At 53.9% G+C, this 16,665-nt stretch carries 12 protein-coding genes and 2 tRNA genes; 3 read left to right on the forward strand and 11 right to left on the reverse strand.

Annotated features, from left to right (window positions below; translation table 11 throughout):
- Nucleotides 1-134 precede the first annotated feature (134 nt).
- The 6 genes from KUV22_RS04425 to KUV22_RS04450 all read right to left on the reverse strand — a co-directional run bounded on the left by KUV22_RS04425 (nt 135) and on the right by KUV22_RS04450 (nt 8,326).
- On the reverse strand, nt 135-2,957 hold the full coding sequence (locus KUV22_RS04425; protein ID WP_222228834.1) for a M16 family metallopeptidase: 2,823 nt from the start codon (nt 2,955-2,957) through the stop codon (nt 135-137).
- A 180-nt stretch (nt 2,958-3,137) separates the two neighbouring features.
- A complete protein-coding gene (locus tag KUV22_RS04430) occupies nt 3,138-4,418 on the reverse strand; it encodes an ABC transporter permease (RefSeq protein ID WP_261319169.1) in 1,281 nt (426 codons plus the stop codon).
- Nucleotides 4,418-5,662 carry an efflux RND transporter periplasmic adaptor subunit gene (locus tag KUV22_RS04435; protein ID WP_222228836.1) on the reverse strand — a complete coding sequence of 415 codons (1,245 nt, stop codon included), beginning with the start codon at nt 5,660-5,662 and terminating at the stop codon, nt 4,418-4,420. Before KUV22_RS04435 ends, KUV22_RS04430 begins: the two co-directional genes overlap by 1 nt.
- A complete protein-coding gene (locus KUV22_RS04440) occupies nt 5,659-6,696 on the reverse strand; it encodes an HlyD family secretion protein (protein ID WP_222228838.1) in 1,038 nt (345 codons plus the stop codon). The genes KUV22_RS04435 and KUV22_RS04440 overlap by 4 nt, the downstream gene beginning before the upstream one ends.
- A complete protein-coding gene (locus KUV22_RS04445) occupies nt 6,693-7,658 on the reverse strand; it encodes an HlyD family secretion protein (RefSeq protein WP_222228840.1) in 966 nt (321 codons plus the stop codon). The genes KUV22_RS04440 and KUV22_RS04445 overlap by 4 nt, the downstream gene beginning before the upstream one ends.
- Nucleotides 7,646-8,326, reverse strand: coding sequence for an ABC transporter ATP-binding protein (locus tag KUV22_RS04450; protein ID WP_222228842.1), 681 nt, complete (start codon nt 8,324-8,326; stop codon nt 7,646-7,648). Before KUV22_RS04450 ends, KUV22_RS04445 begins: the two co-directional genes overlap by 13 nt.
- A 306-nt stretch (nt 8,327-8,632) precedes the next feature.
- On the opposite strand from KUV22_RS04450, the gene KUV22_RS04455 reads away from it, so the two are divergent.
- Complete coding sequence (locus tag KUV22_RS04455) at nt 8,633-9,571, forward strand: DMT family transporter (protein ID WP_222228844.1); 939 nt, start codon at nt 8,633-8,635, stop codon at nt 9,569-9,571.
- A gap of 150 nt (nt 9,572-9,721) precedes the next feature.
- Here the strand turns inward: KUV22_RS04455 and uvrB are convergent, their stop codons facing one another.
- Nucleotides 9,722-11,761, reverse strand: a complete 2,040-nt coding sequence (uvrB, locus tag KUV22_RS04460) for an excinuclease ABC subunit UvrB (protein ID WP_315857501.1) — start codon at nt 11,759-11,761, stop codon at nt 9,722-9,724.
- A 216-nt stretch (nt 11,762-11,977) separates the two neighbouring features.
- Here uvrB and KUV22_RS04465 point away from each other — a divergent pair.
- Both KUV22_RS04465 and KUV22_RS04470 read left to right on the forward strand, forming a co-directional pair.
- Nucleotides 11,978-12,053 (forward strand) — tRNA-Asn (locus KUV22_RS04465).
- 97 nt (nt 12,054-12,150) lie between these two features.
- Nucleotides 12,151-12,226: transfer RNA gene (locus KUV22_RS04470), tRNA-Asn, on the forward strand.
- Nucleotides 12,227-12,366: 140 nt separating this feature from the next.
- On the opposite strand, the gene KUV22_RS04475 is transcribed toward KUV22_RS04470, so the two are convergent.
- The 4 genes from KUV22_RS04475 to KUV22_RS17300 all read right to left on the reverse strand — a co-directional run bounded on the left by KUV22_RS04475 (nt 12,367) and on the right by KUV22_RS17300 (nt 16,645).
- Nucleotides 12,367-14,310 carry a polysaccharide biosynthesis protein gene (locus KUV22_RS04475; RefSeq protein ID WP_222228846.1) on the reverse strand — a complete coding sequence of 648 codons (1,944 nt, stop codon included), beginning with the start codon at nt 14,308-14,310 and terminating at the stop codon, nt 12,367-12,369.
- Between the two features lie 107 nt (nt 14,311-14,417).
- Nucleotides 14,418-15,257: an MraY family glycosyltransferase gene (locus tag KUV22_RS04480; protein WP_222228848.1), complete on the reverse strand. Its 840-nt coding sequence runs from the start codon at nt 15,255-15,257 to the stop codon at nt 14,418-14,420.
- Between the two features lie 71 nt (nt 15,258-15,328).
- A complete protein-coding gene (locus tag KUV22_RS04485; RefSeq protein ID WP_222228851.1) occupies nt 15,329-16,285 on the reverse strand; it encodes an NAD-dependent epimerase/dehydratase family protein in 957 nt (318 codons plus the stop codon).
- 63 nt (nt 16,286-16,348) lie between these two features.
- Complete coding sequence (locus KUV22_RS17300) at nt 16,349-16,645, reverse strand: ComEA family DNA-binding protein (RefSeq protein WP_261319170.1); 297 nt, start codon at nt 16,643-16,645, stop codon at nt 16,349-16,351.
- Nucleotides 16,646-16,665: the final 20 nt, after the last annotated feature.

Genomic DNA, 16,665 nt, shown 5'->3' on the forward strand with positions numbered 1-16,665 from the left:
GATGACTAGCTCATAGGCGGAAGGAACACGGCAGCCAGAATCACCTCTGGCTGCCGCAAACTTGGGGGAAGTTAAACTCTGCAGAGATACAAATGGATATCCCTGCCCTCCCCCAATTTTTTCGAACATCCAGCTTACTGGGCGCTGGCAATATCTGCAGCCATCGGTTCGCCGTCAACATTCAGCTCAGCGAGAGGCCCGATATTGAGAGAAGTGATGCCATCTTGGATCTTGCCTTTATCCCCCACTACCACCCACACAAACTGCTGTGGCTTGATAATGCTGTTAGCCAGCTCGTGAACTTCAGGCAGCGCGACCCCACGAACTTCATCTGCATAGCCATCCATGTAGTTCAGCGGGCGCTCATACTTCACCATGGACGCAACCGCGCCAGCAACAGAACCGATGGTCTCAAAGCGACCAGGCAATTCATTCACCAGCTTGCTTTTCACCTTCTGCAGCTCTTCATCTTCTGCCGGGCGGTTGGCAATGTATTCACCTAACTCGCGCTGCAGCTCCTGCAGAGATTCCTTGGTTTTGTCCGTCTGAACTGGCGCATAGACGAGGAAAGGCTGCTGCCCTTTAGCGCCGACCAGGAAGGAATATGCACCATAAGCCCAGTGCTTATCTTCACGCAGGTTCATGTTGATACGCGCAGTGAAGTCACCACCCAGAATATCGTTCATCATGTGCATCGCTTCGCGATTCGGAACGGTTTCCGATGGCGCAAGCAAACCACCGATAATAATCGACTGCTCTGCTCCCGGCTTATCAATGATGTAGATTCGAGAAGCGCTTGGCAGATCAACCTGAGCCAGGTTCTTCTGTGGCAACGGCGCTTCGGGCTTGGCCCAATCGGCAAAGTACTTGTCCAGGTTCGCCTTGAGTACATCCGCGGTAATGTCCCCTACCACCACCAGGGTCGCGTTGTCCGGACGCAGCCAGGTTTGGTGGTAATCCAGCAGATCTTCACGCACCAGGGAATTGATGGATTCCTCGGTACCGCTACCGCTCAGCGGGATACTATACGCATGCCCCTCCCCATACAGCAGCGGCGGCAGTACGCGAATGGCCATTTGTACTGGACGGGTTTTCTCCTGCTGAATGTTTGCCAGCCAACGTCCCCGCTTGCGGTCGATTTCCTCCTCGGAAAACTGCGGGTTCATCAGAATATCTGCGTATAACTGCATGGACTCATCCAGGTTGTTACGCAAGGTATTCAGAGAGACGGTGGATGCATCCAAATCGGACCAGGCTCCGATCTGCGCACCCAGCAGTTCCTGCTGTTCGGCGATCTCAAGCGCGGAGCGGCTCGTGGTGCCCTCACTCAGCATGGACATGGCATAGCTGGAGGTACCCAACTTCTTGCCCTGGTCAGCGGCATAACCTGCGTCGAACACCAGACGCATATCAACCACCGGCACCGAGTTACGCTCAGCTAATACCACCTTAAGTCCGTTATCCATTTCGAAGGTTTGCAGCTCCGGGAATGGGACCGACGGAAAATCCCCCAGGTCCGGCAGGCCGGAACGATCGGCGCCCGTGGCAGCAGTCTCAAACTCCGGGAAAGGGTGAACTTCCAAGTTGTAATCACCGCTTGCGAGCCAGCGCACGGCAGCCTCGTGTACAGCTTCCGGAGCCAATGCTTGCTGGGCGGCAATACTGTCTAGCTCTGCATTGGGGTTATCCCGGTAGAGTTCACCACGGGCCAGCATTACCCCCTTACCGCTCCAGCCACCAATCTGCTCAAGATTTCGCGCCGCACTCGCGTAGGTACTCATATTTACGCGCTTCAATTCGGCGGCTGTCGGGCCGCTCTCGAGGAAGTTCGCCAGTTCCTCATTCACCGCGCTCTCAACCTTGGCCAGATCCACACCGGGTTTGGCATCCACGATCACCTGAAAAATAGAGGCCAACTCAAATTGGTAATGGCTCACGTATGCATTGGTTGCGATCTGATCTTTATAGACTAGGCGCTTGTACAGACGGGAATTTTTACCACTACCCAGTACTTGTGCCGCTACTTCCATGGCATCGGCATCCGCATGACCCAGGTGAGCGGTATTCCAAACTTTATACAGGCGTGCCTGCGCTACCCGATCGTACATCTGATCGCGGGAAGACTGGTCTCGCTTGGCGACCCACGCCTTCTTCTTAACCAGCGGCGGTCCGGCGGGGATGTCACCGAAGTAATGCGCAGCCTTTTCTTTGGCAGTTTCGACATCGATGTCACCAGCGAGCACCAGAACGGTATTCGCAGCACCGTAGTACTGCTTGAACCATTCATGGACATCTTCCAGCGTGGCCGCATTCAGGTCTTCCATGGACCCAATGGTGGTCCAGGAGTACGGGTGCCCTTCCGGGAAAATAGCTTCCTGCATCTTTTCCCAGACTTTGCCGTAGGGCTGGTTTTGCCCCTGGCGCTTTTCGTTCTGCACAACACCGCGCTGCTCGTCGAGACGCTCCTGGGTAACAACCCCCAGCAAGTGCCCCATACGATCTGATTCCATCCACAGCGCCATATCAAGGGCATTGCTCGGGACGGTTTCAAAGTAATTGGTGCGGTCCAGCCAGGTAGTACCATTCATACCAGTGGCACCGGCCTTCTCAAACGGCTTGAAATACTCATCGTTGTAGTTTTCTGAGCCGTTGAACATGAGATGCTCAAACAGGTGTGCAAAACCCGTACGGCCGGGCTTCTCATCTTTGGATCCGACGTGGTACCAAACGCCCACAGCAACGATCGGTGCCTTGCGGTCTTCATGCACGATCACCCGCAGGCCATTTGGCAAGGTGAACTTTTCGTAGTCGATAGCAAGCGGAGCAACTTCTGCCGCAGCCTCCGTCGGCGACGAGCTGCTGGCTGGCGCCGCTGCCACAGATTGGTCAGGCTCACCACAGGCGGTAAGCGCCAAGCTCAGAGCAGCAGGCATCCATAGTGTGCGCAGTTTTTGCATTACGATTTCCTTATTTATTGTTTTCTCGAAGCCGTTTATACCTACACCCGATAGGTGAGGCAATTCATCCATTTGAATTTGTTCACGAATCGATATTCGGATCTAACCCAGCGACGAAGCGAGTGGAAAATTGCGCCTTTCGCACCACAGTGAATAAGAGCGAAATTACCATGTGGAGCCTCAATCACTTTGCAGGGCGTCGATCGGATTAAGCTGGGATGCCTTGATTGCCGGATAGACGCCAAACACAAGCCCCACCAAGGCACAAACCGTAAACGACAGTACGATTGCGCCAATAGACCAGGACACCGGCCAGCCGGCATACAGGGCAATCACCTCCGAAAGTAATACGCCAAACACAATGCCGAGCAAGCCACCAAGAATCGCGATGGTGAAGCTCTCAACCATGTACTGAATACGAATGTCCCGCTCGGTGGCACCAATCGCCCGTAGCAATCCGATCTCTTTGGTCCGCTCCAGTACCGTCGCCAGCATGATGTTCATGATACCGATGCCACCTACCAGCAATGAAATACCGGCAACACACGACATGACAATATTGAAGATGGCCTGGGTCTCCATTTTTTGGGCCATCAAGGCAGCCGGCACAACCACAGAGTAATCCTCCACACTGTTGTGGCGGCGCTCCATCAGGTGCGTCAGGGCCCGCGCGGCTTCCCGCGCATCCGTTCCGGGCACCAAGCGGAATTTCAACTCGCTGAGCTCGGGGGCGAGGGTCTCACGGGCAAAACGCTGATCAGCTGTAGAAAGCGGAATAAAGATCTGGTTTTGCTCGGTACCGAGTTTTACCCCTTCAAATTCCGCACCATCGACAAACGGGGAATCCAGCACACCCACTACCCGAAACCAGAGATGGTTTACTTTAACCATTTCACCGAGCGCGGAATACTCAGGAAACAACTGCCCAGCAACGGACTCCCCAAGCACCGCCACCTGCGCAAGCGTCGATTCATCCTCGGGCCCGAGCAACCGGCCAGCGTTCAACTTAAAGGGTGACAAAGCAAAATAGTCGCCGCTGACGCCACTGGCGGACGCATCACTCTTGCCGTGAGCACTAAACACACTGTAGGTGGGTAAGCTTTTCTGTGCGGCAAAGGCCGAGACAAAATCAAAGGTGCTCACTGCGGCTTCGCCATCACGCAGACTTAAACCAGAGGACTGTTTGCGCTGCTCGTACAGCTCGTCATCCGGCACATCTGCGCCCTGTACAATCAGGTTGTTGAGCCCCATGGTTTCGATCATACGCAAGGCTTCGCGCTCGGCGCCCTTACCGATATTCAACATCGCTATGACGGCACCCACACCAAAAATCATCCCGAGCAATGTCAGCAGAGTGCGTAATTTGTGCTGACTCAATTCCGACAACGCATCGGCAAATGTCAGCATTATCGGCCGCCAACCATCGGGTATTACCCCATGTAGCTTCTCGAGCAAACTCATCAATCACGCCCTCCCGGAGCACTCACACCCCCAAGTAGGCCAGAAACTTCATAAAGAGAGATAGCCTCACCAGCTTCCAGCCCATCGACCACCTCAATATGGGTGGGCGTGGCATCGCCAAGCGACACTTCACGCTCGACAAACGTGTCGCCCTGCCACACGAACACATAGGCGCCTTCCGGACGATGAAAAACACTTTGTAGGGGAATGATCACGCGCAGCGCTTCTTCGCGGATACGCACCTCTGCTCGCAACCCGCGCCCGAGCTTGAAGATATCGGGGTATTGCTGATCGAATTCCGCTACCAACTCATAATATTTTTGCGGATTACCCCGCTCGATGGAACGCGGCGCCGGACTCACACTCGTAACCTTCGCCGGCAAACGGCGCTCGGGCATGGTCTCTACCCAAACCTCGACAAACTGTCCCTCGGCGAGACCTGTGGCTTCACGGTCCAACACATATAGCCGCGCCTGCATAACACTCACATCCGGCAAGTCTCCTACCTTTCTCCCCGGCCAGATCTGGGAGCCAACGCGGGGTTTCTCCCCCCGCCAGTTCGCTTCATACACCAGCAAGCCGTCGTGAGGAGCAACCACCTCAAGCTTGGCCAGATCCTGATCCAGGCGCTCAATTTTTTTGCTGTGTTTGCTTTCCTGTACCGAAAGCACGTCCAACTCACCGCCCGCGCGGGTTGTAAAGCGCTCATTTTTCCAGCCGAGGTAGCCAAGCTTGGAATCAAGATACTGCGCATCCAGCGCATCGTCCAAAATCTCCAGACGCGATTTGAGCAGGTCATCCTGAACCGCAAACTTCTCGGCAAACTCCTTTTCCGTGCCGACCTGGGAAATATCCAGGAATATTTCCATTTCTTCACTGTCCAGTGCGCCGCGCTTCTCACGCAGATCTTCCCGCGCTACATTCAAGTCTCCGGCGCTGCGACTGCGCTCCCGCTCCATACTGGCGCCGTCGAAGCGCAGGATGACGTCTCCCTTGGATACGCGAGTATATTCGGGCTGCATCCATGCAATGAACTTGGGGCGACGCCCCTGAGGGGCCTGAATGGAAGCCGCTGACCGAGCTTCCAGCTCTCCATGCGCGGGAACAAAAGCAGCGCTCGTGGTAGCTTGAACGGTATGCAGCAACGGCTGTCTGTTCGCCTCCGAACATCCTGACAAGACGCCGAGGGTCAGAAAAATGAGCGCTGGCCCGAAAAGTCGCTTGCGCATGTGAAATACGGTCATTCGTTGCCTCCCGCCCCCAGAGACAACTCCCGGGTAACTCCGGCCAAGTTAAGCGTGGCAGTCATACCAGGCTTGAGACTGAGTTCTTCGCTACTATCAATCGCAACCAGCAGGTCTATAACTCGCCTGCGGTCGTTGTTGGATCGATCCCGCACAACCCGCCCGAGCTCGGCAATTTTGCCAGTCAACGTCTTGCCTTGCGCGCTATCTACCACCACATCCACGGGCGCACCCAAAGCGAGGCTGCTGCGGTCCACCTCATCTGCCTGGGCCCGCAGCTGCATCCGGCTTAAGTCTGACAACAACACCACGGGCTGCCCAAAACGGACCGACTCGCCCTGGGAGGGTTTCTCCCCCTGCCAATTGGGAATGTACTGCACCAAGCCCCCTATTGGCGCATGGACTTTTAGCCGATCGACCTGTTTTTGCAGCAAATCTACTTCAGCAAATAGGGTATCTACCTTGCGCTCTGCCAGCGATACCTCCAACTTGCCAGACTTTTTGTGCAAGTCAGCCAGTTCCCGGACCAATGCCAAGTCATTAGTGGCTATTTCAAAGTCAATTGCCGACTTCATCCGCTCATTCTTGGACAGCGACTGGTCAATAATCGCCGCGCGCCGCTCCGCCTTATCAAATTCTGCCCGTTTCTCCTCTATGGCGAGCACGTCATCTTTTGCCGTCTGCTCAACCTTGCGGACCGTATTTTTTAGTTCGCTACGAGCTTGGGCCAATTCAGACTTTTTTTCGATCAAGCGATCCCGCACCGGCTTATCATCGAAGGCGACAATCAAATCCCCTTTTTTCACATGGGTATTTTCAGGAACCAACTGTTTGATGCTGTAGTTCCACATACGGGAAATACTCGGTGGCGCGATTTTTACGTGGTTTTCTGCTTCTAGCTCACCAGTAATAGAAAGTCCTGGCCGGCTGGCATCCTTCGTAGCTGCTCTCTGCGGGTCAGAACACGCCGTAAGGAGTAGCGAAATTAGTAGCATCGACATCACGCCGCAGCGGAGAAAAGGGAAACTTTTCATTTACCAGCATCCTCCAGCAGCTCAACACGCGCGCCCATACCCGGCAGTAACTCCAATTCTATTTGTTCCAGTAATGAAAATTTGACACGGTAATACAGCCCGACACCCCACTCGGCTCGCTTCTGAGGCTGGGTCGCAATGTAGTCGAGTTTGGCAGGCAGGCGTAAGTCCAGCCGCGAGTCAAATGTAAGGATTGCCTCCTGCCCTACTTTCGCACGATCAACATCTACCTCATGGAGCCAGGCTTCTATATAGAGATCGTTCAGTGAGGGAATTTCGGCAATTAGCCAGGTGGGCTGCGCACTCATGCCCACAAACACCCTTTCTCCAGTCCATGGATGTTTACCATACAAGACCGGGCCCGCACGCTCTGCGCGCACACTCATAGACGCCAACCGCTCTTCCTCGAATGCAAGGTTTTCCAATGAGCGGTCAATGGCAATTGTCTGCTTGCGCAATGTTACGTCGCGGGTTAGACGCGCCTGCTCCAAAGCATCCTTCGCTTTGGAAACTTTGGACTCAGCGTCTTTTTTAGCGACCTGAAAGGATTCATATTCATACGCGCTCAGAAACTGCGGCGGAATTGCGGCATCAATAGCGGCTTTCTTGAGTAAAAGCGCTTCGCGTTTGAGGGCATATTCACTCTGCAAGACCAGTTCCGCTTGCTGAGTTTCCTGTTGCTGCAAGGTCTCCCGCGCCCTCTTGAGCGCCACCTCCTCAGCATCAATCTTGCCCTGAATCGCAGAACCGTCGAAAACCGCCACAATTTCACCCGGCTCCGCAATCTGACCTTCAGGCATCAACCACTGTAGTTCCACTCGCCAGTCATCTGTCATTGGCGCGACAAAATGCTGCTTGTCTTCTGCCCTAACCTCCCCACTGAGCAGAAGCGGTTCGGCTACCACTTTCGGGATAACTACCGGAGTCACCACCAGACCAAGCAATAAGCTTACTGTGCGCATAGTGAGTCCTCGACTACCAGCCCATCACTCATACGAATGGTTCTCTGCGCATGCTCGGCAATCTCCGGCTCGTGCGTAACCATGACAATGGTCTGACCTTCACTGTGCAATTCTTTAAGCAGGATCAGGATTTCCTCGGAAGTACGCGTATCCAGATTACCGGTGGGCTCATCGCCAAAGATCACTTTTGGACGATTGACCAGAGCCCGAGCAATCGCCACCCGCTGGCGTTGCCCCCCTGACATTTCGAATGGCTTGTGATCCAACCGGTGGCCCAAACCCACACGGTCCAACATGGTACGTGCCCGAGATTCCGCTTCGCGCTCGGAAATATCGCTATAGCGCAAGGGCAACATCACATTTCGTAAAGCTGAGAGGCGTGGCAGGAGATGGAAGGTCTGAAAGATGAAGCCAATATTGCGATTACGGATACGCGATAGTGCCGCATCGTCGTAACTGCCTACGGCCTGCCCATCCAGCCAGTATTCCCCGGACGTCTGCTGATCCAGACAGCCAAGGATATTCATCAGGGTGGACTTGCCAGAGCCCGAAGCCCCCATAATGGCAACGAACTCGTTCTCCGCAATTTCAAGGGATACCGATTGCAGTGCCACCACCTGAGCATCACCACTACCGTATTCCCGACGCAACTCTGAGACTTTAATCATTATTACAGCGCCATAGCTCAATCCAGAGATTGAGCTAAAACAAAAAATTTATTTGATTATCCGCAGATATCCGCCTTTCGCGGCATAGCAAGCAAACAGTAACATTAAGACTTTCTTTTATATAATTATTTTGTATATTGCACACAATTAATTCTATCGCCCAAACCGATACTACCTCTATTCAGATAATGCCAGGCAAGTATCGCCTGACATCAATAAGACGAGAGTAATACGCGACAACAGTACCCCCGGTATTCCCGGCGGGGTCCAGGAGCCAATCATCAGTTCATTTGCACGGGACACGTGGTGATCCAATCAAACCAGCAGTCAACCCAAGGGATATCAGCGGGTCTTTTAATGGCGCTGGGAGCCGCCGCTCTTTTTGCCCTCAAAGCCATTTTTGTAAAGCTTGCCTATCGCTACGGTGTCGATGTCGAAACGTTTATCTTGCTGCGCATGGTGTTTGCTCTACCTTTTTATTTGGCCATTGCAATCTATATTGCCTCCAGTAAAAACTGGACCCCCATGTCCGGAAATGACTGGGTAAAGGTTATCGCACTGGGTGTATGCAGCTACTATTTAGCCAGCTACCTAGACCTACAGGGCCTGCGCTACATCAGTGCAAATTTTGCTCGTTTGGTTCTCTACTTGTACCCTACGCTCGTTCTGCTGCTTGGATTTCTTTTTCTTGGCCGACGGCCCAGTAAGCGCGAAATTATCTGTGTGGCCGGCGCTTACTGCGGAATCTTTATGATTTACTGGCAAGATCAGGGCTTCAGTACGGGCACGCCGGTCCCGGCTTGGGTACCAGTTACCCCTCTTAGCTGGGGGGCTCTTCTCGCCTTTGCCAGCGCATTGTGCTTCGCTACCTACGTAACATTTAGTGAGGGCATCATTCGCCGGCTTGGCAGCCAGCAATTTACCGCGCTGGCCATGCTGGCGGCCAGTGTCGCAATCATGGGGCATTTTTCAATCCAGGGGGATTTCAGTCGATTGCTCCAACCCTGGCCGGTATATGCCTATGCGCTTACCGTGGCGTTCGTATGCACCGTACTGCCAACATTACTGCTGAATGCAGCCATTGAACACATCGGCTCAACCAGGACTGGAGCCATTAGCAGTATTGGCCCAGTATTTACTCTATTCACTGCCGCATGGATTCTAGGTGAGCCATTTGGAGCCTATCACCTTGTCGGTATGGCGATTATTATTGGCAGCCTGAGCCTGCTTAGAAAAAAGCGCTAAGTAACCGGGAGGCGCTTCAACTGGATCTGCCATTCTCTGCAAAACAGATATCCGCTTTCATTCACCACGAAGCTATCACCAAGAAAATCAAACAAAAAAGGGGGCTCATTACCCCCCTTTTTTAACCTGTCACGCGGCCCGCAAGCTCGATTAGGCACCATCTTTTAACTTGCTAATTTCGTCACGCAGCTTGGCGGCCGCTTCAAATTCCAGATTTTTAGCATGGTTATACATCTGCTCTTCCAGCTCTTCGATACGGGCCCAGCGCTGCTGGTCCGTAAGGGGCTTCTGATCGGCCTTGTAATCCGCCCCCTTCTCAGCCACTTTGCGGCGCCCGCGCGCCGGCACACCCGGCGCCACCGCGCCCTCGAGAATATCCGCAACACTTTTGCGAATACCTTTGGGGGTAATACCGTGCTCGGCGTTGTGCGCTAACTGCTTGTCACGCCTACGCCGGGTTTCATCCAGTGCACGACGCATGGAATCAGTCACCTTATCCGCATACAGAATGGCCCGCCCTTCCAAGTTGCGGGCCGCACGGCCGATCGTCTGGATAAGTGAACGATCGGAACGCAAGAACCCTTCCTTATCCGCATCAAAAATGGACACCAGAGCAACCTCTGGCATATCCAGCCCCTCGCGCAGGAGGTTAATTCCCACCAGCACGTCGAATTCACCAATACGCAGGTCGCGAATAATTTCCACCCGCTCCACCGTGTCGATATCGGAGTGCAAATAACGCACCCGTACTCCGTTATCTTGCAGGTACTCGGTAAGGTCCTCAGCCATGCGCTTGGTAAGTACAGTAATCAGCACACGCTGATCTTTATCGACACATCGGCGAATCTCCGAGAGTGTGTCATCCACCTGGGTCGCCGCCGGGCGCACCTCCACCTCCGGGTCGACCAAACCTGTAGGCCGCACCACCTGCTCCACTACCGCACCTGCATGCTCCGCTTCGTATTTGCCCGGCGTGGCCGATACAAAAATGGTCTGCGGTGAAAGATGCTCCCACTCCTCGAATTTAAGCGGACGGTTATCCAGCGCGGAAGGTAACCGGAAACCGTATTCCACCAGAGTCTCCTTGCGCGAACGGTCGCCGCGGTACATACCGCCAATTTGTGGCACCGTTACGTGGCTCTCATCGATAAACAACAAGGAATCGTGAGGCAGATAGTCAAATAACGTGGGCGGCGGCTGCCCCGCGTCGCGCCCCGAGAGGTAGCGCGAATAGTTCTCGACGCCGTTGCAGTAACCGAGCTCCTGCATCATTTCCAGATCGTACTTGGTGCGCTGCTCAAGTCGCTGCGCTTCCAGCAACTTGCTGTTATCCCGCAGCTGCTTGAGACGCCCCTTGAGCTCGTCTTTGATCTGGTCGATCGCGCTGACTATGGTTTCCCGGGGGGTCACATAGTGGGACTTGGGGAATATCGTGATGCGCGGCACTTTGCTCAGCACCTCGCCAGTAAGCGGGTCAAACAGGGTAATTTCTTCGATTTCTTCGTCGAACAAAGAAAGCCTTACCGCCTCCAAATCGGAGTCAGCAGGATAGATATCAATAATATCCCCGCGTACCCGATAGGTGGCACGTCGGAAATCGGCATCATTACGGGTGTACTGGAGCTCCGCCAGCCTACGCAAAATGGTTCGCTGGTCGACAATATCACCGCGATCCAGGTGCAGTACCATTTTGAGGTATTTATCCGGGTCACCGAGACCGTAAATGGCAGATACCGTTGCCACAACAATGACGTCTTTGCGCTCAATCAGAGCCTTGGTCGCAGACAACCGCATCTGCTCAATATGCTCGTTGACCGAGGCGTCTTTCTCGATAAAGGTATCCGAGGACGGAACATAGGCTTCTGGCTGGTAGTAATCGTAATAGGAGACAAAATACTCCACCGCGTTGCGCGGGAAGAACTCCTTCAACTCGCCGTAGAGCTGCGCTGCCAGCGTCTTGTTGTGCGCCATGACGATTGCGGGTCGCTGCAAGCGCGCAATCACGTTGGCCATCGTGAATGTTTTACCAGAACCGGTCACCCCGAGTAGCGTCTGATGAGCAAGACCATCCCCTACTCCCTCAACCAGAGACTCAATCGCGGCTGGCTGGTCACCGGCCGGCTCGTACTTGCTGGCCACTTCAAACGGACGAGGTTCCATAGACTTCTCACCAATCAATTTCGACGACATCTTCCCGCATCACAAACACCACGTGAAGTGGGAAATTGTAGGCGCGTACGCCACCAAGGGACAAATGCCGTCTAACTACTCCCGTGACGGCGAGAAAATAAACACTGAAAAATCAAAGAGTTATTTTTGGATAAAGGGGTTGACCTGTTCTGGGGTGCTCTATAAGATACGCGCCATCTGACCGAGACGGTAACCAAGCCGCCGATCAGATACAGTTCCGCCTTAGCTCAGTTGGTAGAGCAAATGACTGTTAATCATTGGGTCGCTGGTTCGAGCCCAGCAGGCGGAGCCAAATTCAAAAACCCCGGAGCCCGGAATGGCTACGGGGTTTTTATTTAGAGCATTGCTCTATTCGAGTTGCTTCAGAGAGAAGCGCCTCACCCCACTATTCCGCCTTAGCTCAGTTGGTAGAGCAAATGACTGTTAATCATTGGGTCGCTGGTTCGAGCCCAGCAGGCGGAGCCAAATAAAAAACCCCGCGCCTTTTCAGGTAGCGGGGTTTTTTATTGCCTGCACTTTTCAGACTTCAAAGCTCTAGCCTGCAAGCACGAAATGCACTCTGACTGCCAGCAAGCAGGCAGCACTTGCGCCTCGCAAACCAAGCCTCATGCAGTCGGTAAACGACGTACCTCTGCAACCTCAGGCTTGCGTACCGCCTCCTCACTCGCAGCCAACTGAGACCAGACAGTATCGATCAGCTGCTGCTTGGGGGCGTAGTCCTTCACCGAATCCACCAGCAAGCGATGAACTTCAGCACAGTCCTGGCGCGCGCAGGCGTCTTTCAACTCCGACAGATACACCTGCAACTCTTCACTCGGTAAACGCTCCTCTTCGGCACGCATAATCATCGGATGATCAGTACCGGCCACCTTATCACCCAGCAAAAGCTCTTCGTACAGCTTTTCGCCAGGACGTAAACCGGTAATCTGAATCTCAATATCCCCATCCGGATTCGCTTCATCACGCACAGTATGCCCCATGATCTGGATCAGACGTCGCGCGATATCGAGAATGCGCACCGGCTCACCCATATCCAACACAAACACCTCACCCTTGCGTCCCATGCTGCCCGCCTGGAGCACCAATTGCGCGGCTTCGGGAATGGTCATAAAGAAGCGGGTAACCTTCGGATGAGTAACGGTGACCGGGCCACCGGCATTGATCTGGTCTGAGAAAAGAGGAATAACCGACCCTGAAGAGCCAAGTACATTACCAAAACGCACCATACACACCCGGGTTCGGCCAAATCGACGACCAAAGTCCTGACAGATCAGCTCCGCCAGCCGCTTGGTTGCCCCCATCACGTTGGTCGGCCGCACCGCCTTATCGGTGGATACCAGAACGAACTGCTCCACCCCATAGGCTTCCGCCGCCTCGAGCACTGAAAGCGTGCCCAATACATTGTTTTCCGCACCGACCGCCACATTCTGCTCAACCAGAGGAACATGCTTGTAAGCCGCCGCGTGGTAAATGGTTTGCACTTTGAATGAATCAATAATTTCGCCAACACGAATCCGGTTGCGAACATCCCCTAACAGCGCCGTCACTTCGACCTGCAGGTCTTCATCCTGCTGCTGTTGCCGCAACTCCCGCTCGATCTGATATAGGGAGAACTCGGAGGATTCCAGCATGATCAGCTTGGCCGGCGCCCATTGCACTATCTGGCGGCACAACTCCGAGCCGATGGAGCCGCCAGCACCAGTCACCAGCACCACCTTGCCGGAGATCGACTCAGAGACAAGCTCTTTCTGCGGCTCTACCGGGGCACGACCGAGGATGTTTTCATAGATTTGGGAAACATCAGACACCCGGCCTGCACTATCAACCAACTCTTCCATACCCGGAATGACTTTCACCACGATGCCGCGCTCACGCAGACTGCGGGTAATTTCCCGACGACGGCGCTTGGGCACTCCGGGCATTGCCAGGAGGATTTCAGAGATATCGCGCTCAGCGATTACTTCATGAATATTGGCTGGACTGTAGACCAAAACACCGTCAATCAAGGTGTTTTGCTTGGAGGCATTGTCATCAAAAAAGGCCACGGTTTTGTACATTTCACCGTGAATCAGGCCCTTGTAGAGCTGCAAACCGGCAGTACCAGCACCGTAGATTGCCACCCGCGTCTTGTGAATCTCCAAGGCCATTTGATAGTAGAGTCGCACCAGCCAGCGGGACCCACCAACGGTAATCAGCGCGAAACACCAGTAAATAACCGGGACCGAACGAGGCACCCCGGCATAGGTGAGGTAGGACGCTACCGCGAGCACCACGGCAGATGCGGTAACGCCTTGCAGGACAGCGACGATCGCCTGCTGCCCCATATAACGGATAACCGTGCGATAGAGACCTAGGCGAAGGAAAATAAAGCTGCTGGAAACAAGGGTCATACCAAGGCAGAGCGCCATGGCAGGCTCGGTAACCAAACTCGCGCCATTAAAGCGAATTGTCATCGCCATTAAAAACGCAGCCGTGAGCATCAGCAGGTCATAGCTGAGCATTAAAACTGGCTTGTAGTTTTTTTGTGCAGCTTTGTAAAAGCTATTCACCTGGCCCCCAAAAGATATCCGTAACGGATCCTAAGGATCCTTCCTTTTTTATATACAACTAAAATGTCCTACCGACTCGAAAGCCTGTCGATAGCCACGGCGGGCTCTTATGCCATACCCGATTTTACCAGCAGTAACGCGGCAAGAGACGTGCTAACCATCACGGCCAGCTCAATTCGTAACGACGTCTTAACCCCATACTTTAGCGCTAGTCGCTGGTACAGGTGCTGACGGTGCGCTTCCCACCAGCGCTCCCCACGGAAGACCCGGACCAGCAGCGTAATCGTCGCGTCCAGCCAAAACGGCAGGAATATCAGCAACGGAACCAGCAGCCCCCAAACACCCTGCTGCCAACCCACCATGCTGACCCCAAATACCGCCAGCCCAAGTACTGTCGAACCAGCGTCCCCCAGAAAAATTTGCGCCTGCGGCCAATTGTAGTGCAAAAAAACCACACTACTGATCACCACCAGCAGGCAGATGCTCCCCAGGTCTTCAGCGCCGCGCCAGAAACAAATCACTGCCAACGCCGTAAAACCTATGGCAGTCATACTCCCGGCAAAACCATCCATGCCATCCATAAAGTTGTACAGATTGACGACCCAAACACCCGACAGCACCAAAACGGGCCACAATAGCCAGGCAAGCCCACCTGGAAATACAGGAAGTATTCCGTACAACAGGATACAGACGGATAGAATTTGAACAAAAAATCGCAAGCGAGCACTCAGAGGGCGCAAATCATCCGCGAATGAAATACTCAGCAACAGAAAAAAAGCAAAAAAAGTGCCAAGAGAAATCGATGCACCACTAACCAGAAAGCCGGCGGATACACCACCCAGCAACGCCCAGCCACCAGTTCTAGGGACCGGTGTCTCATGCAAAGAACGGTGATTTGGTGTATCCAGTGCGAATTCACGCAATCGCGAAAGCAGAATACGCAGCACTAGCAGCGCTACCGCGCCTGCAACCGCACAGGAAACGAACAGCGACACCCACTGCTCTGAAACCACACCCATCAACTGCCCTCATTTACCGCTTGCAGAAATTGACGATAGCGCCGTAACGGCCGCCAATTCAGCGTGGTTCTTAATCTGGCCGAACTATAAAGCTCACTCCGCCCTACTTCAAGCAAACCTGTCTTAACTCCCGACGCCGAAAGCGACCGAATCACCACACCCAGCAGTGCGGTCAAAAAGTAGCTGTTCTTCATGATACGGCCGCTGGCCGCAGAGCCAATTAAACTTAGGTCGCAATACTGCGGCTCAGCGGCAATAAACACCTCGCGATCACAATCCGATTCAACAATCAGTCGAATAGCGGCAAGCAGGTCATCCAGCGCCACGAAGCTACGAAAGCCCGTAGCGGGCACCCGCGGAATAATGCGCCCCCACAATCGAAATTTTTGTCGCCAGGCCATTGCCCTCTTCTTTGCAACCGGACTCGTACCAACCAAGTCGGCATCACGTCCGCCTTGGTACTCACCATAAACGGCGGCAGGGCGCAAAACGTTGACACGAATTTTCGCCGGTGACGCAAGCATTTTTTGCTCCGCGCTCCATTTGCTTCCGCCGTAAGCATCAGTGGCCGGCTGCCCGTCGTTTTCGCGCGCCAGCTGACCATTTGGTGGCGTAACTGCTTTTACACTGGACAGATATAAAAATGAGTCGGCTTGTGCGACGGCCGCAGCGTCCAGCAGCTCGGCAGGGAAATGACAATTTACCGATTCAGCCATGTCTGGCCGCCGTCGACACTCCCCGGCAGAAGCGATACCGGCAGCATAAATGACTCTATCGCCCGCCAAAAATAAACCCGCACAGTCTTTTAGGCTTAGCGTCTCCACCTGGTGATGAATGGTCCCTGCAGGCCCTTCGGAGCGGCGAGAAACGGAAATCACGGTATCACCGGCCGCCAATAAATAGCGACTCAGTGCCGAACCGATATACCCCGAACTCCCAACAATCACCCAGCGCATTTTTACAACGTCTCTTAAGCAGAAAAAAAGACAGCGCCCTCAGGCGCTGTACTTCTCGGTCACTTATAGCTGGATCCGATCCTTATTCTTCTCCAGCGTGGCAACTCCGATACCCTTGATTTCCAGCAGCTCTTCCACGCTGGAAAAACTGCCGTTCTCTTCCCGATACTGAATAATTAATTCCGCTCGGGTCACACCGACACCATCCAGAGCATCGGCCAACTCTTCCGCAGTGGCCGTATTCAGACTCACCATTTTCACTTCCTTCACTACTGCCTCTTCCGCAGCAAAAGAAGGCAACGCACTCAGCGTCAAAGTAATGGCGATCAGCACGACGGCGGGTATACGAAACAACTTCATGACAAAATCCTTTTTTACAG

It is taken from the genome of Microbulbifer agarilyticus (assembly GCF_019800665.1).
Lineage (GTDB): Bacteria > Pseudomonadota > Gammaproteobacteria > Pseudomonadales > Cellvibrionaceae > Microbulbifer > Microbulbifer agarilyticus_C.